Origin of the sequence: Cloacibacterium sp. (assembly GCF_047601505.1) — a bacterium.
In the GTDB taxonomy this organism is placed as follows: domain Bacteria; phylum Bacteroidota; class Bacteroidia; order Flavobacteriales; family Weeksellaceae; genus Cloacibacterium.
In genome coordinates this window covers 549274-561974 of record NZ_JASGJD010000001.1, presented here as the reverse complement: position 1 = coordinate 561974, position 12701 = coordinate 549274, and the positions used below count along the sequence as shown (strand labels likewise).

The window sequence follows — 12701 nt, the reverse complement described above, 5'->3', positions numbered from 1 at the left end:
TTATTTTTGAATTTTAGAAATCATTTTCTCCACAAAAACGAATGCAGCCGGACAAATAACAGTATTTTTTAAGGTAAGATTATTGATTTGATAAATCTTTTTTCGGTCTGTATGCGGATATTCTCTGCACGCTTTCGGTCTTACTTCGTAGATGCTACAAGTATTATCCTCATTAAGAAACCAGCAAGGCAAATTCTGCAAAACCTTATCATTATCTTCATCTGTTTTCAAAAATTTAGCTTCAAAATCAGCAGATTTCATTCTGAGATGCTTAGAAATCCTTTCGATGTCTTTTTCGGTATAAAGAGGGCCTGTAGTTTTGCAACAATTGGCGCAATCTAAACAATCAATCTCCTCAAAAACCTCATCATGAGTATCTTGAACAACATAATCTAAATTTTTTGGAGGTTTCTTTTTTAAGTTTTCCAGAAATTTTTTGTGTTCCTTCTGCTTTTGTAAAGCCTGACTTTTATAATATTCTAAATCCATTTTAAATACAACATTCACTAATTATCAATTGAAACTTTTTGGTGGAAATTAATTTTATCCAAATCTAAAATTGTAGTTTTCTGATCTTCGGAAGAGTGATACATCGGTAAAAATTTAGCTCCATAAATAATTTCGGGAGAAATATAAGAAGTTCTTTGCACCACAGTATTTGCAAAAACTTCATCGAATGCTTTAATCATAATAATCAATTCAATATCAGAATTTTTGAAATCTTCTTCCGTATATTCATAAAAAGGAGAATTGCTATCAATTTTATGCACAATTGTCCAATTCAAACTAAAAGTATTAATTTTTTTGAGTTTCGGTTCTAATAAATAAAATTTACTTTCTAATTTACCATTTATTTCTTCTTCCAAAGCTGCAGAAATGGTTACTTCTGCCTCAGAAAGCAAATTATTTTTAAAAGGAGCCACTCGAAACATCAATGCTTTACCATCTTCAAAAGGAGCTATAACAGCTATATCGCTAAATTTAAGAAAAGCTCTTGGTCTAGAAAATCTCCCATAAAACAAACCTGTCGCAATGGCAAAACCGAGTAATCCCAAAAACGCTTCAAAAGTTGCCACAAAACTTGCCAAAGCACCAACAGGAGCAATTCTGCCATAACCAACGGTGGTAAAAGTTTGCGCACTAAAGAAAAAAACGTCTATAAACTCTTGAATTGGCGAACTTTTATCAATCCCTGTAAGATGCTCTATTCCAATAGCATAATAAATAGATGCGAAAACCAAATTGGCAATAATATAAGCAATTACCAAAACACCAATAAATTTAAATCTTGGCAAAAGCAAAAAAGTGTGATACCAACTGTATTTATCAAAAACATTGATGCCTTTTTTCTTCACATTATATCTTCCGTCTTTGTTGGTAAATCTTCCGGAAGCTACAGCAGAAAAACCGCTATCGTTTTCTTCTTTTATTTTTAGGTTGAGTTTTCTCATAGCACAAATGTAGAAAAAGTTAAAATTTCTAAAAACAAGATTAATTTCTCTTATTTTAGCAAAATAAAAATTTCTGTAAATTTAACGAAATGAAAGATATTGTTTCTCAAGATGATATTCAACAATTAGTGAATTCATTTTATGACAAAGTAAAAACTTCTGAAATTGGTTTTTTCTTCGAAGAAATTGCAAAAGTAAATTGGGAAAAACACTTGCCCAAAATGTATATTTTCTGGGAATCTGTATTGTTTGCCACCGTAAAATTTGACGGAAATCCTATGGGAGTGCATTTCCCAATAAATGAAATTATTCCTATGGAAAAAAAACATTTTGATGCTTGGTTACAACTTTGGAAAGAAACGGTGGATGAAAATTTCTCTGGAGAAATGGCAGAATCTGCAAAAAATAAAGCCGAAAATATTGCCAAACTAATGTCTTTTAAAATGGAAACAGAAACAAAATTAAAAGCAAAATAACCCTTAAAATAACCTCCAGAAATAGTAATCTTGAAAATCTGTAAACATGTGAAATAGCAATCCTATGGCTACAATTCTGTAATTTCCTTTCAAGAAGATGGTACCTAAAAAATAAATGGCAATTGCGTAATACGAGTGCAAAGGATGGAAACCTATACTTGCTCTGTTTTGGTCAAAAACCGGAGTTGCCAAAAGATGGTCTGCATCTACCAATAGGGTTGCGAGCATAATGAGATAAGCTTTTTTCCAATTTTCTTTATAAAAAACAAGCGCAATAAACACCGGAAAAATGAGGTGTAAAAAGTAATGGACAAATGTTTTTGTTATTTCCAAAAAATGATATTTTTTAAATTCTACCTTTCAAAAAATCTTGTCTTAAATCTTCATCAAGCTTTTCTATTGCATACCTCAAACACGTTCTAGGCATATTTTGATAATGAATTTTCAAAAAATTCAACAAAACTTCTTCGTCTTTATTGCCAATTTCCCTTAAAAGCCAACCGTTTGCTTTGTGCATTAAATCGTGAAGATGATTGAGATTATTAAGAACCAATTCTTGAGTTAAATCAAAGGTTTTTCCTTTTTTAATGTAATGCATTGTTGCGACAATGGCAATACGTTTTTCCCACATGTTTTCAGAATTTGAAAGTTCTCTCAAAACTTCATCTTGATGATTTTCAAAACAATATCTACCCAAAAGTTTATAGCAAGACAAATCTACCAAATCCCAATTGTTGATGTATTTTGTATTTTTAAGGTAAAAATCTGCTAATTTTTTTTGCTCCTTTAAATCTTTAGATTTCTCAAATTTGGCAACTAAAATAAGAAGCGCAACCAATCTCATTTCGTGAAATTCTGATTTTAAAATTTCCCGAACTTCTTCTAAAGTAGCTTTTTGCCAATATTCTTTTACAATTTTTCTAGAATCGGGCACTACTACTCCGATAAATTTATCACCTTCGGCATATTGTCCTTTTCCTGTTTTAAAAAAATAGGGCAAAAACTCTCTCTTTTCTGGAGAAGAAAGAAATTCTAAAGCTTCAAGGATTTGGTTATGGAGAGTCATAATTAAAATTGAATTCCACCTACTAGTTTTACAAAAATTTTATTTTCACCAACAGAATATTCAGTTAATAAACTTCCATCTGGCAATTCTTTGTCTTTTTGTTTAAAATCGCCAAATCCTACCATAACTCTTTTTAACATTGAAATCATATCTCCTGCTCGTATTACGCAAACTGGAGAATCTTCTGACAATCCTGTTCCACTATTTTCAATTGTATTAATTATAGCTTTATATTGAGCATCACAGATTTCTTTTTTCATTGTTTCATCTAATGCTGAATAAATAACAGTCATATTTAAAAGGATTTCTTTTTCTAAAGGATTTTTCAAATATTTTTCTTCTGCAAAAGATACAATTTTTTGAGCTTTTCCTTTAGACATTCCTTTTTTTGCAAACTTCCAAATTTTTTCATAGTCATTATTATAATTCACTAGTGCATATTCAGTTTTAATGAATCTACTTCCATAATAAAGTTGATTCAATTGTTCTTGAGAAAGTTTTTCTGGAGATTTTTTAAAAATTTCTAAATATTCATAATAATATTCTTGAGGATTATCAGCAACATTTTTTTTAATTTGCTCAACATTGATTTGGGAAAAACAAAAGTTGAATGAAAATAAAACTAATAATAATTTCGATAAATTTTTCATAATTTCTTCCGCTATTTCGGAGCTTATTTAATGGTTACTAATAAATTACAAACCTTTCGCTCCTACGGAGCTCACATATTAAAAAAAGAAAATCTTTAAACAAAGTTAAAGATTTTCGTGGTTATAATTTTCAAAATTTAGTATTCTGTTTTATCGGTTTTTTCTGTCCAGAGTTTAAAAGCTTCCAGACCTTCATTTCTCAAAAACTGTTTTATCGGGATTTTTCTTTCTTCTAAAGGTTTTGAAACCTCATCATAAATAAACGAATCATCAAAGCCAATATTTTTAGCATCTGTTTTGGTATTTGCAAACCAAATTTTGTCTATTCTAGCCCAATAAATTGCACTAAGACACATAGGACACGGTTCGCAAGAAGTATAAATTTCGCAACCCGAAAGGTTAAAATCATTAAGATAAGCCGCAGCATTTCTTATTGCCACCACTTCTGCATGAGCTGTAGGATCGTTATTAATCGTCACCAAATTAGTTCCTTCGGCAATTATTTTTCCCTCTTTTACAATCACAGCACCAAAAGGTCCTCCTCCATTTTTTACATTATCACACGAGCATTTTATTGCTCTTTTCATATAATCTTCAATCATATTTCTTCATTTTTAAATAAAATTAATAAAAAACACCCATAAAAGGTTAAATAATTAACTTCATTTTCACTTTAAATTAAATTTTTATTCCTCGTCGTCATAATATTCGAACAAGAAATCGTTGTAAGGGAATCTGGAAATATGAATTTTGTGCACTTCATCATAGATAAGTCTCTTCATTTCCGGGAAATTTTCTTTCGTTAAAGCCGAGATAAAAACCGTTGGAAATTTAGATTTTGCCATCCAAGTTTTTTTCCATTCATCCAGAGAAATATTTTTTTTGGTAGAAGGTGTAAGATCGTCTTCGTCTTTTTTCTCGTATGCGAAAGCATCTATTTTATTGAAAACCATCACCATAGGTTTTTGATGCGCATCAATTTCTTGCAAAATTTGGTTTACAGAATCAATATGGTCTTCGAAACTTTCGTGTGAAATATCTACCACGTGAACCAATAAATCTGCCTCGCGAACTTCATCCAAAGTAGATTTGAAACTTTCTACCAACTGCGTTGGCAATTTTCTGATAAAACCAACCGTATCGGTCAACAAAAACGGAAGATTCCCGATGACCACTTTTCTTACCGTAGTATCTAGTGTTGCAAACAATTTATTTTCTGCAAAAACTTCCGATTTAGAAAGCGCATTCATTAACGTAGATTTCCCAACATTGGTGTAACCAACCAGTGCCACACGAACCACTTTCCCACGGTTGTTTCGTTGAGTAGCCATTTGTTTATCAATGGTTTTCAGCTTGTCTTTCAGAAGCGTAATTCTGTCTCTAATAATACGTCTATCGGTTTCAATTTCCGTTTCACCAGGACCACGCATCCCGATTCCTCCTTTTTGTCTTTCCAAGTGCGTCCACATTCTAGTTAATCTTGGCAAAAGATACTGATATTGAGCAAGTTCTACCTGAGTTCTTGCGTAAGAAGTTTGCGCTCTTTGTGCAAAAATATCAAGAATAAGATTGGTTCTGTCTAAGATTTTGACTTCCATTTCTTTCTCCAAATTTTTCAATTGAGAAGGAGAAAGTTCGTCGTCAAAAATTACAGTTCCTATTTCGTTTTCCTTTACATAATTTTTAATTTCTTCAGCTTTACCACTTCCAACAAAAGTTTTAGAATCTGGCATAGATAGTTTTTGAGTAAACCTTTTATCTACCGTTGCACCAGCTGTATAAGCAAGAAATTCTAGCTCATCCAGATATTCTGTAAGTTTTTCTTCGTCTTGATGTTGAGTAATTAAGCCAACCAAAACGGCTCTTTCGTATATGTGTTCTTTTTTTTCTACCATAGGTTGTATGTCATTGCGAGGCACAAAGCAAAGCAATCTTTATTTTTTGCAAATTTAAGGAATAAAAAAGTATTAAATTTTACTTCTCCGTAAACTTCCACTTCATCCAAAGCATTATTACTGCTGTAAAAAATACAATAATATTGGTGAGAAGTACAGAAATACTGTCTTTCAAAATTCCGTAGCCAATCCAAACAATTGTACTGCAAACCACTATTAGAAAAGAAGAAACCGAAATATCTTTTACCGATTTTGATTTCCAAGTTTTAAAAATCTGTGGAACAAATGTAATACAAGATAATGTACCTCCTATTAAACCTAAAATTTCCGGATTAAAATTCATCATTTAAAATTAATATTAACGATTACAAATCTACAAATCAATTATCATTTAGAAAGCATTGCCTGTTTCCAATTTTCTGAACCAATATTTAATTCTTAAATTTACGCCAATATTAATTTTAAATTCAATGAAAAAAGTATTTTTATTACTTACGTTTATGCTAAGTTTCCTTCAGATGAAAGCAGATGAAGGAATGTGGCTAATGATGCTTGTTAAAAGGTTAAATGGTGTTGATTTGCAGAAAAAAGGATTGCACCTTACACCAGAAGAAATTTATTCTGTTAACAACTCTAGCCTTAAAGATGGCATCGTTCAATTTGGTGGTGGATGTACTGCCGAAGTAGTTTCTAAAGAAGGTTTGGTTTTTACCAATCATCACTGTGGTTATGATGCTATTGCTTCTCTTTCTACTCCTGAAAAAAATTATTTGAAAGACGGTTTCTTTGCCATGAACAACAAAGAAGAACTTCCTGCAAAAGGTCTTTCGGTAAGATTTTTGGTAAGAATGGACGATGTAACTGCCAGAATTAATGCTAAACTCAATAATATAATGTCTGCTGACGAAAGAAATGCCATTATTGCTGCTGAGTACAAAGCCATTCAAAAAGAAAATTCTGAAAATGGTAAATATACCGTAATCGTAAGAGATTTCTTCAACGGAAACGAATTCTATTACTTTGTATATCAAGACTATAAAGATGTAAGATTGGTTGGTACACCTACAGAATCTATTGGTAAATTTGGTGGCGATACAGACAACTGGGAATGGCCAAGACATACCGGAGATTTTTCCGTTTTTAGAATTTATGCAGATGCCAACGGAAATCCTGCTGAATATTCTTTAAATAACGTTCCTTTAAAACCAAAATATCACCTTCCTGTTTCTGTAAAAGGTGTAAAACCTGGCGATTTTGCTATGATTGTGGGTTACCCTGGTAGAACAAACAGATATTTAACTTCTTTCGGAATCAATCAATTGGTAACCAAAGATTACGTAGGTTGGGTAGATGCTTCTAAAACTGCTATGGATGTAATGAAGAAGTATATGGACAAAGATACTGGTACAAGATTAGACTATGCTTCTCAATACGCTTCTGTTGCTAATTATTGGAAAAACAGAGCCGGAACCATAGAATCTGTTAACAAAAACGGAACCATTGCAGACAAACAAAAAGTAGAAGCTAAATTTCAAGAATGGGCAAATTTAGCAGATAACAAAGCAACTTACGGAAACGTGCTTTCTGAAATTGAAGCTTATTACAAACAAATTGCTGATAGAAACTTAGAAAGAAACTATGCTTCTCAGTTCCAAAGAAATGCTAAATATGCTATAATTCCTTATAGAATTGGCGCTGCTCTTAAATCTTATACAGAACAAGACGCTGCTGCTAGAACCGCAATGAAAGCTAAAATTATAGCAGGAATTGAAGCTTCTTACGATGGTTTTCATCCAGAAGTTGAAAAAGATATGTTGCAAACAATGCTTAGTCTTTACAAATCAAAAGTTCCATTTGATTACCAATTGCCAGTTCTTAAATACGCTGTACCTTCAGAATTAGCAAATCAAACAGATGTTTCAATTTTTGCGAACAAAGATTCTGTACTTAAATTTTTAGAAAATCCAAGCAAAGAAACTCTAGAAAACGACCCTCTTTACAGATTTTCTGGCGTAATGGTTTCAGAAGCGATGATGTTTGGAGACAAATATGCTAAAGCTGATGATAATTTTGCAAAAAACACCAGACTTTTCTTAGACGGACTTAGAAAATCTAGACCAAACGAATTCTTCTATCCAGATGCCAACTCTACCATGAGAGTTACTTTCGGAAAAGTAGATAGATTGCCTATTAGAAAAGACAGACAATACTACGGTGTGAAAGATAATTTCTACACAGATATGAAAGGCATGGTTGCTAAATACAAAAAAGGAGACGCAGAATTTGATTTACCTCAAAGATTGCTAGACCTTTACAAAAAGAAAGATTTCGGACAATACAAAGACAAAAAAGGGTATATGCCTGTAAATTTCTTAAGCGATAACGATATTACTGGTGGAAACTCTGGTTCTCCAATTATGAATGGAAACGGAGAATTAATTGGGCTTGCTTTCGATGGAAATTCCGAAGCTCTTTCTGGAGATATCGTTTTCGAAAAACAATGGCAAAAAACCATCAACTTAGATGTAAGATTCTTACTTTGGGTAATGGACAAATACCACGGTGCTGGTTATCTATTAAAAGAAATGGATATTAGAAAATAATTTCTCAAAAATATTTATTAAAAACGTCATCTTTTGGTGGCGTTTTTTTTTATTTTTAACTCATGAAAAAATACGAAACCGAAAGACTTATTATAAAACCTACGAATACCGAAGATGCTGAGTTTATTTTCGAAATAATGAATACACCAAAATACCACAAATATATTGGTGATAGAAACATTAAATCTATAGAAGACGCCGAAAATTACATTAAAAACAGAATGCTTTTACAATATGAAAAAGTGGGTTTTGGCAACTTTACCATCATTCTAAAATCTGATGATTCTAAGATTGGTTTTTGTGGAATTTACCTTCGGGATGGTTTAGATATTCCAGATATTGGTTTTGCTTTTTTCGAAAAATTCGAAGGAAAAGGTTATGCTTTCGAAGCAGCTTCTGAATTAAAAAAATTGGCAAAAACCGAATTTGGATTGCAAAAACTTAGCGGAATAACATTAGAAAACAACCATTCTTCCAGAAAATTATTAGAAAAACTGGGACTCAAATTTCAAAAAAAATTCTTCTTAGAAGGCGATCCAGAAGAATTAATGTATTATGAAACAGAACTTTAGAATTTTATCTATTAAAAAATTTTATTTCAAAATCTGAGCTGCGTGGTTTTTGGTTTCTACTTTTTTGATAACTTCTGTACACACAGAATTTTCATCAAACAAAAAAGTAGTTCTCACAATTCCCATAAACTCTCTTCCCATAAATTTTTTGAGTTGCCAAACCCCGAATTTTTCACAAATTTCGTGGTTTTCGTCTGCCAACAAATCATATTTAAACCCAAATTTAGTGTGAAATTTCTTTTGATTTTTCACAGGGTCTGCAGAAATTCCTATTATGGTAAAACCTTGCTTGGTAAGATACTCAATATTCTCGTTTAGATTGCACGCTTCTGCAGTACAACCGGGCGTATTGGCTTTTGGATAAAAGAAAATTACTAATTTTTTATCTTTAAAATCCGAAGATTTTACCAAATTTCCATCCTGATTTTCTACTTGAAATTCTGGAAGTTTTTCACCTATTTTTAGCATAATTATATTTTTTATTTCAAGTTTCATCTTCTGTCTTCTGACTTCAGACTTTTTAGTATTTTTGTTCAAATTTACAGAAAATGACTAAGAAAGAGCGTGCTAAAATTGTAATGACGGAGTTAGAAAAAATCTATCCAGAAGTTCCGATTCCTTCTGAATCATAAAAACGCTTATGAATTGTTAGTTGCTGTAGCTCTTTCTGCACAAACTACCGATAAAAAAGTAAATGAAGTAACTCCAAAACTATTTTCCATTGCTCCAAATCCTGAAAAAATGGCAGCCTTGGAAGAACCTGAAATTAAAGAATTAATTAAGAAAATAGGACTTTCTACTACCAAAGCCAAAAATCTAAAATTAATGGCAAATCAACTTTTAGAAAATCACAATGGTGAAGTTCCTGCAACTTTTGAAGAACTAGAAAATCTAGCTGGTGTTGGTCATAAAACTGCTTCTGTAGTAATGAGCCAAGCTTTTGGGTTTCCTGCTTTTCCTGTAGATACTCACATTCATAGATTGATGAAACAATGGAAATTGACGGAAGGAAAAAACGTAGTTCAAACCGAAAACGACGCCAAAAAACTATTTCCAAAAGAAGCTTGGAACAAACTTCACCTTCAAATCATTTTCTATGGAAGAGAATATTCTCCCGCTCGTGGAAGCCAAGAGCGAGATTATATTACTAAAATGCTTTTTGAGGGTTAAGGTTATATTTTTTACTGTTTCTTTGCCCAAAGTTCCATTTTTCTATCAAGAACAGATAACGGAAGGCAACCTTGGTTGAGAACTTCGTCATGAAATTTAGCTAAACTGAATTTTTTTCCGAGTTGTTTTCGATATTTTGCTCTTAATTCTAAAAATTTGAGTGAACCTATTTTGTAACCCAATGCTTGTCCGGGAACCGCCATATAACGTTCTATAGCAGCAGTTGCGCCTTCTTCGGAATCAGAAATATTGCTCAAATAATATTTTATCGCTTGTTCTCTGGTCATTTTTCCGGTGTGAATTTCTGTATCTACCACCAAACGAACGGCTCTTAACATTTGGTCGCTCAAATATCCCATTTTTTGATAAGGATCGGTATAAAGTCCAAATTCTGGGCCTAATGTTTCGCAATAATGCGCCCAACCTTCACCATAAGCTCCAAACCAACCAAATCTCATAAATTTTGGAATTTCCATATTTTCTTGTTGAAGAGAAATTTGATAATGATGCCCTGGAATTGCTTCATGCAAAAACAAAGATTCAAAACCATTGGTAACATTGTATTTGGTAGCATCTGGAATTGGTGTATAGAAAATTCCGGGGCGCTTTCCGTCTGCCGAACCTTGTCTGTATTCTGCACTTGCGCTGGCTTCTCTAAATTTTTCGGTTCTTCTAATTTCGAAAGGAGTTTTCGGAAATTTTGTGAACATTGTTGGCAATTTTGGTTCTATTTTTTTCAAAATTCCATTAAAAGCAGCAATTACTTCTTCTGGTGTTTTGAAAGGCATTGCTTTTTTATCGGTTTTAAGACTGGTTAAAAATTCTTCTAAACTTCCTTTGAAACCGAGTTGAGTTTTCACTTTCTCCATTTCTGCTCTTAGCATAGCAACTTGTTGTAAGCCAATTTTATTAATTTCTTCTGGAGTTTTATTGGTAGTAGTCCAAGATTTTGCATAATATTCGTAGATATTTTTCCCGTTCGGAAGAGCGTTAATTCCATCTGTATTTCTGGCTTTTGGCAAATATTCTTTTTCGAAGAAATCTCCCATTTTTTGGTAAGCTGGAATTATTTTCGAAGAAATAGCTTCTTGGTATAGAATTTTGTACTTTTCTTTGTCTTTTGCTGAGAAATTTTTTGGCATTTTTTTTATTGGGCCATAAAAAATATTTTTATCAAAATCTTCGGTAATTATTTCCTCACTATGCATTTGAGGAATCATTTTTACTACTAATTTTTTTGGAAGAACAACATTTTGTTTCATTCCTTCTCTGAAATTTTTCTCTGCTGTAGTCATCCAAATCACAAAAGCATCAATTCTTTTTAGCCAATTGTCATAATCTTGGGTAGTTTTGAAAGGCTGATTTCCTTCTGCACTTCCCAAAAGCGGAAAATCCAAAGGCAATCCTTCAAACTGACTAAAAGGCATCAATTCTGGATGATAGGCATAACGCTCAATTTTGTCTTTTAATGTATAATCTAAAACATCATAAACTGTTTTTTGTTCATCAGATAAAGCGTCATAATCTAACGTTTGAAGTTTTTTTTGAGTTTCGTTATAGTATGCAATTTCTTTAGAAATAAATTCGCTGCTTATATTATTGGTTAACACATCGTTATACCTAGAATCTCCTTGCATAGTTGCTTCTAAAGGATACATTTTGAGGTAACCTTCATAATATTTAGAAGCAATGCTGTCTATATTGGCTTCAGATTTTGGTAAGGCAATATCAGATTTTTTACAACCTACTAATAATCCTAAACCTATAAAAATTCCTAAAACTGCTGTACGTAATATTTTCATATTAAATTTCTATTTACAACAAAATTATAAATTTAATTCTCTGAGAATGTTCATTTAAAAAAAATCTTTCTATTTTTTTGTAACATTCTTACAAATCTCTTACTAATTGTTAAAACTTAAAAAAATGAAAATGTATAAATCTTTAAGCTTTGCTTTGCTGTTTTTAGTTGCTTTTGTAAGCGCACAGACTTCTGCCAACAGGTTTTTCTACGAATTAACGTATAAGCCAAAACAAAAAGTAGATTCTCTACAAAAAGCTGTAGCCATTCTAGATATTACCGATAAAAAATCTATTTACAAAGATTATCTTACTGTTTCTCAGGATTCTTTAATTAAAATTGAAGTAGATAAAATGATGAAAGCAGGTATGTTTAAAGATATTTCCAAGTCTTTTCAACAGCCAAAATTTGCATTCAAAATAATAAAAGAATATCCAAACATGAAGTTAACTTTTAGCGAAAGAATGCTAAATTCTGTTTTTGGATACACAGAAGAACCTAAATTTAACTGGCAAATTACCAACGATAAACAAAAAATTGGTGATTATGAAGCGCAAAAAGCTACTACAGAATTTGGAGGCAGAAAATGGACGGCTTGGTTTACAGAAGCAATTCCTTTTCCTGATGGGCCATATAAATTCTCTGGTTTGCCTGGCTTAATTGTAAAAATAGAAGATGCAGACAAAAACTACTCTTGGACTCTTACTGCAAACAAAAAATTGAAAGAATTTGAAGAATTTTCTTACAGCGAAAAACTTCAAGCGCAATTTGGTGGCAGCAATGATGTAAATATAATTTCCAGAGATAAATTTGAATCTTCTTTCGAAACCTATAAAAAAGATCCTTTAGCATCAATAAGAGGTCAAATTCCTCAAGATAGAATGAACATGAAAATGCCGGGAAGTGATAAGACGGTTGGAGAAATGCTGAAAGAACAAGAAAAAACACTGAAAGATTACTACAGTGCTTCAGACAATACTATAGAATTGCCAAAAACAAAATAAGAAACACATTCAT

At 32.0% G+C, this 12701-nt stretch carries 14 protein-coding genes and 1 pseudogene; 5 read left to right on the top strand and 10 right to left on the bottom strand.

The genetic code is table 11. The annotated features are described in order from the left end of the window. Both QM746_RS02590 and QM746_RS02585 read right to left on the bottom strand, forming a co-directional pair. Window positions 1-489: a YkgJ family cysteine cluster protein gene (locus QM746_RS02590; RefSeq protein WP_414982785.1), complete on the bottom strand. Its 489-nt coding sequence runs from the start codon at window positions 487-489 to the stop codon at window positions 1-3. A 17-nt stretch (window positions 490-506) separates the two neighbouring features. Then, window positions 507-1451: an ion channel gene (locus QM746_RS02585; RefSeq protein WP_414982784.1), complete on the bottom strand. Its 945-nt coding sequence runs from the start codon at window positions 1449-1451 to the stop codon at window positions 507-509. 89 nt (window positions 1452-1540) lie between these two features. Here QM746_RS02585 and QM746_RS02580 point away from each other — a divergent pair, with 89 nt between their 5' ends. Further along, on the top strand, window positions 1541-1927 hold the full coding sequence (locus QM746_RS02580) for a group III truncated hemoglobin (RefSeq protein WP_414982783.1): 387 nt from the start codon (window positions 1541-1543) through the stop codon (window positions 1925-1927). Window positions 1928-1930: 3 nt separating this feature from the next. Here QM746_RS02580 and QM746_RS02575 read toward each other — a convergent pair whose 3' ends face one another. From QM746_RS02575 to QM746_RS02550, 6 genes are all read right to left on the bottom strand, one after another. Next, a complete protein-coding gene (locus QM746_RS02575; protein WP_414982782.1) occupies window positions 1931-2260 on the bottom strand; it encodes a DUF6122 family protein in 330 nt (109 codons plus the stop codon). 13 nt (window positions 2261-2273) lie between these two features. Beyond that, window positions 2274-2993, bottom strand: a complete 720-nt coding sequence (locus QM746_RS02570) for a DNA alkylation repair protein (protein ID WP_414982781.1) — start codon at window positions 2991-2993, stop codon at window positions 2274-2276. Between the two features lie 2 nt (window positions 2994-2995). Continuing rightward, window positions 2996-3643 (bottom strand): DUF4919 domain-containing protein, encoded by a 648-nt coding sequence (locus QM746_RS02565; protein ID WP_414982780.1) that lies wholly within the window; start codon window positions 3641-3643, stop codon window positions 2996-2998. A gap of 137 nt (window positions 3644-3780) precedes the next feature. Then, window positions 3781-4245 carry a nucleoside deaminase gene (locus QM746_RS02560; RefSeq protein ID WP_414982779.1) on the bottom strand — a complete coding sequence of 155 codons (465 nt, stop codon included), beginning with the start codon at window positions 4243-4245 and terminating at the stop codon, window positions 3781-3783. 84 nt (window positions 4246-4329) lie between these two features. Beyond that, a complete protein-coding gene (hflX, locus tag QM746_RS02555; protein ID WP_414982778.1) occupies window positions 4330-5538 on the bottom strand; it encodes a GTPase HflX in 1209 nt (402 codons plus the stop codon). Between the two features lie 79 nt (window positions 5539-5617). Next, on the bottom strand, window positions 5618-5884 hold the full coding sequence (locus QM746_RS02550) for a SemiSWEET family sugar transporter (RefSeq protein WP_414982777.1): 267 nt from the start codon (window positions 5882-5884) through the stop codon (window positions 5618-5620). A gap of 124 nt (window positions 5885-6008) precedes the next feature. On the opposite strand from QM746_RS02550, the gene QM746_RS02545 reads away from it, so the two are divergent. Then, the gene (locus QM746_RS02545) at window positions 6009-8141 is read left to right on the top strand and encodes a S46 family peptidase (protein ID WP_414982776.1); all 2133 of its coding nucleotides are present in this window, start codon (window positions 6009-6011) and stop codon (window positions 8139-8141) included. A 62-nt stretch (window positions 8142-8203) separates the two neighbouring features. Beyond that, complete coding sequence (locus QM746_RS02540) at window positions 8204-8713, top strand: GNAT family N-acetyltransferase (RefSeq protein WP_414982775.1); 510 nt, start codon at window positions 8204-8206, stop codon at window positions 8711-8713. A 21-nt stretch (window positions 8714-8734) separates the two neighbouring features. Here QM746_RS02540 and bcp read toward each other — a convergent pair whose 3' ends face one another. Then, window positions 8735-9181: a thioredoxin-dependent thiol peroxidase gene (gene bcp / locus QM746_RS02535; RefSeq protein ID WP_414982774.1), complete on the bottom strand. Its 447-nt coding sequence runs from the start codon at window positions 9179-9181 to the stop codon at window positions 8735-8737. An 80-nt stretch (window positions 9182-9261) separates the two neighbouring features. Between bcp and nth the strand changes: the two are divergent. Continuing rightward, window positions 9262-9883: pseudogene (gene nth, locus QM746_RS02530) on the top strand (endonuclease III). Between the two features lie 11 nt (window positions 9884-9894). On the opposite strand, the gene QM746_RS02525 reads toward nth, so the two are convergent. Beyond that, the gene (locus QM746_RS02525) at window positions 9895-11685 is read right to left on the bottom strand and encodes a DUF885 domain-containing protein (RefSeq protein ID WP_414982773.1); all 1791 of its coding nucleotides are present in this window, start codon (window positions 11683-11685) and stop codon (window positions 9895-9897) included. 124 nt (window positions 11686-11809) lie between these two features. Between QM746_RS02525 and QM746_RS02520 the strand changes: the two genes are divergently transcribed. Beyond that, window positions 11810-12688, top strand: coding sequence for a GLPGLI family protein (locus QM746_RS02520; protein WP_414982772.1), 879 nt, complete (start codon window positions 11810-11812; stop codon window positions 12686-12688). Window positions 12689-12701 lie beyond the last annotated feature (13 nt).

What these genes read in the sequence shown, in the direction of transcription:
- QM746_RS02580 (WP_414982783.1), top strand. Translation starts at nt 1,541, where the DNA reads ATGAAAGATATTGTTTCTCAAGATGATATTCAACAATTAGTGAATTCA.
- QM746_RS02590 (WP_414982785.1), bottom strand. Translation starts at nt 489, where the DNA reads ATGGATTTAGAATATTATAAAAGTCAGGCTTTACAAAAGCAGAAGGAA.
- bcp (WP_414982774.1), bottom strand. Translation starts at nt 9,181, where the DNA reads ATGCTAAAAATAGGTGAAAAACTTCCAGAATTTCAAGTAGAAAATCAG.
- QM746_RS02560 (WP_414982779.1), bottom strand. Translation starts at nt 4,245, where the DNA reads ATGATTGAAGATTATATGAAAAGAGCAATAAAATGCTCGTGTGATAAT.
- QM746_RS02525 (WP_414982773.1), bottom strand. Translation starts at nt 11,685, where the DNA reads ATGAAAATATTACGTACAGCAGTTTTAGGAATTTTTATAGGTTTAGGA.
- QM746_RS02520 (WP_414982772.1), top strand. Translation starts at nt 11,810, where the DNA reads ATGAAAATGTATAAATCTTTAAGCTTTGCTTTGCTGTTTTTAGTTGCT.
- QM746_RS02585 (WP_414982784.1), bottom strand. Translation starts at nt 1,451, where the DNA reads ATGAGAAAACTCAACCTAAAAATAAAAGAAGAAAACGATAGCGGTTTT.
- hflX (WP_414982778.1), bottom strand. Translation starts at nt 5,538, where the DNA reads ATGGTAGAAAAAAAAGAACACATATACGAAAGAGCCGTTTTGGTTGGC.
- QM746_RS02550 (WP_414982777.1), bottom strand. Translation starts at nt 5,884, where the DNA reads ATGATGAATTTTAATCCGGAAATTTTAGGTTTAATAGGAGGTACATTA.
- QM746_RS02565 (WP_414982780.1), bottom strand. Translation starts at nt 3,643, where the DNA reads ATGAAAAATTTATCGAAATTATTATTAGTTTTATTTTCATTCAACTTT.
- QM746_RS02545 (WP_414982776.1), top strand. Translation starts at nt 6,009, where the DNA reads ATGAAAAAAGTATTTTTATTACTTACGTTTATGCTAAGTTTCCTTCAG.
- QM746_RS02570 (WP_414982781.1), bottom strand. Translation starts at nt 2,993, where the DNA reads ATGACTCTCCATAACCAAATCCTTGAAGCTTTAGAATTTCTTTCTTCT.
- QM746_RS02540 (WP_414982775.1), top strand. Translation starts at nt 8,204, where the DNA reads ATGAAAAAATACGAAACCGAAAGACTTATTATAAAACCTACGAATACC.